Below are 2,423 nucleotides of genomic sequence, written 5' to 3' on the forward strand. Positions count from 1 at the left end.
TGTATATGTCAAATGAAAAAGGGACCACTTTGCTGACGAAAAAGGGACCACCTTGCAGTGGTAATAGGAGCTAATCTTCTCCTTTCTCTAGTCCCTTTTTCCATAGGCTTGTTTGCTTCATTCTGTAACTTTCTCCTCGCATATCTACCACATGGGCTTTGTAAGCGAGACGATCGACAAGCGCTCCTGTTAAAGTAGGATCTTTAAAGCATTCTTGCCAACGATCAAATGTTAAATTAGTGGTAATAATCACCGATCCCTTTCCTATCTGATTCGATAATAAATTAAAGATAAGTTCAGCCCCCGATTCATCGAAGGATAAATAGCCAAGTTCGTCGATAATCAATAAATCTACCTTCTTTAAGCGCTGCTTAAAACGATAAAATTGACTCTGAGTGACGGCCTCTTTCATCTGGATGACTAGATTAGGGGCGTTGACAAATAAGACATTATAACCCTTTAAACAAGCTTCCATCCCTAATCCAATACTGTAATGGGTCTTACCCGTTCCTGGATTTCCTATAAAAATGGCATTCTCCTTTTCTTCAATAAATTGTAACGTCTTTAAGTTCCGTAGTTCCTTTCTAACAGGCTCCTGAAAGACTGTGTCATCAAAGTCCACCAAATACTTCTTCTGATTAAATTTAGCCGCTTTGATTCGCCTTTGATGACTACGGTCCCGTCGATGCATCACTTCTTCATTCAGCCATTCTTCGATGGCCTCTTCAATGTTCAATCCTCTGGCTTGATACTCTTTTATTAATTGCTGGTGATTCTCTTTAAGAAAGGCCAATTTTAGCTCATTAGCTGCTTCAACAATCTTCATCATATAACTTCCTCCAAACCGAAAAGGTCATTGAATTGATGAAGAGTCTGCTGAGTCTGCTGGATGATGGCATCTTGACTCGACTCCATTGAGGGCTCTTCTAGTGAAGAAAGAAGGCTGGCTTCAATGGTTTGAATGCGAACCTCAGGATTTAAAACTTGATATTTTTCAAGTAGTTCTAGGAAATCTCTTGGTTTATCGCTATAATATTTCTCATAGAGGATTTTCAAATCAGGGTTATACTTCAATGCATGTGAATGCTTTAATGCCCCCGGCTTCTTTTTCAAAGTTTTGATATAGTGGAAGATATCGAGACAGAAGCCTTGAGAACCCTCTATTTTTTGATGCCTAGCGACCTCTTGATCATTAGAATAGATAACTAAGCGGTCATGATAGGCTTTCACTTGGACAGTTTTTCCAACTAGGTAATCGGGTACTGAATACTGATTGCGTTCATAATGAATAGCGGAATAACGATTTACCTTTAGTTCATGGAAATCTGCTAATTCAAAAGGTGGGCGATAAGATAAGAGCTGTTCCTTTTCGGCTTCTATTTGGCTACTTTCATTTAGTTTTACCAGTTGGGATTGGAGATGGTCACAAGCTGTTTCTAAACTATCGAACTGATAGACTTTGGTGAAACAAGCTTGACGCACCTTTTTAACCCTGCCTTCTACTGTTCCTTTCTCATTACCGCTGAAACAATTGGTGACGTTGATATCAAACCCATAATAAGTAGCTAATTGAATCAGACGAGCATTCAACTCCTTTTCACTTTTGCCAATAAATCTTGAAACAACGTTACGCATATTATCATAGACAACTTCTAAATAAACACCTCCTACCTGTTCAAAGAAGCGAACATGTGCGTCTTGAAAAACATCTTGTTTCTGATGGGTATATAAATAAGCCCAATAATAATCGGAAGCTGGGCTGGCAAAGACCGCTAGGTAAAGTGTTGTCACCTTTCCATTGATATCCAGCTTAACTTCTCCAAAGTCAAATTCAACTCGGGATCCTAATTCATACTCTTGGCGTATAAAAGCCTCCTTAGCCTTTTTATTCAATTGTCCCCAATAGTGAGCGACCGTTCGATACTTAATATCATAGCCTTCCTCATTGAGTATTTCAGCGACAGCTACGGCAGTTAGAGCTTGTTTATGTGAACCTAATCTTTTTGTTTTCTCTTTTTCTTCTTCAAGCAACTCCTTCATTCTTGCCTCTACTTCTGGAGTAAAGGCTGTTTTCTTTCGGTTAGAGCTATCATACTTTCTCTTTAACACTAATTCCTCTGTGGCACGTTCAAGGGCTTGGTCGTCTTCAGCTTCGCCCAGTTTAACTAGCGTCTCGTCATAAGCATCACAAATTTTTCTGACTGTTTTTCTATCTACCTCCAGTTTGCGACTAATTCCTCTTTTAGTTTCTCCTCGACGATAACAACTGATAATTTCAAATTCAAGAGTCATACTTAACACTCCAAGCAACCTCCACTATAAAAATTCTATCTAAATATTATAGCGGATAATTGACTGCAGGTGGTCCCTTTTTCGGCTGCAATTCTTTCGATTTTTGGCCCCTTTTTAGAATACAATAAACA

The 2,423-nt window shown here is 38.9% G+C and carries 2 protein-coding genes; both read right to left on the reverse strand.

All coding sequences use genetic code 11. From position 1 onward, the window contains the following. Positions 1–70 precede the first annotated feature (70 nt). On the reverse strand, positions 71–829 hold the full coding sequence (gene istB, locus HMPREF2811_RS05095; RefSeq protein WP_071408384.1) for an IS21-like element helper ATPase IstB: 759 nt from the start codon (positions 827–829) through the stop codon (positions 71–73). Continuing rightward, positions 826–2,292, reverse strand: a complete 1,467-nt coding sequence (gene istA / locus HMPREF2811_RS05100) for an IS21 family transposase (RefSeq protein WP_071408385.1) — start codon at positions 2,290–2,292, stop codon at positions 826–828. The genes istB and istA overlap by 4 nt, the downstream gene beginning before the upstream one ends. Positions 2,293–2,423: the final 131 nt, after the last annotated feature.

Source organism: Globicatella sp. HMSC072A10, assembly GCF_001811625.1.
In the GTDB taxonomy this organism is placed as follows: Bacteria; Bacillota; Bacilli; order Lactobacillales; family Aerococcaceae; genus Globicatella; species Globicatella sanguinis.

Bases quoted from the DNA above. Each gene is read 5' to 3' on its own strand.
- istB (WP_071408384.1), bottom strand. From the start codon at position 829: ATGATGAAGATTGTTGAAGCAGCTAATGAGCTAAAATTGGCCTTTCTT.
- istA (WP_071408385.1), bottom strand. From the start codon at position 2,292: ATGACTCTTGAATTTGAAATTATCAGTTGTTATCGTCGAGGAGAAACT.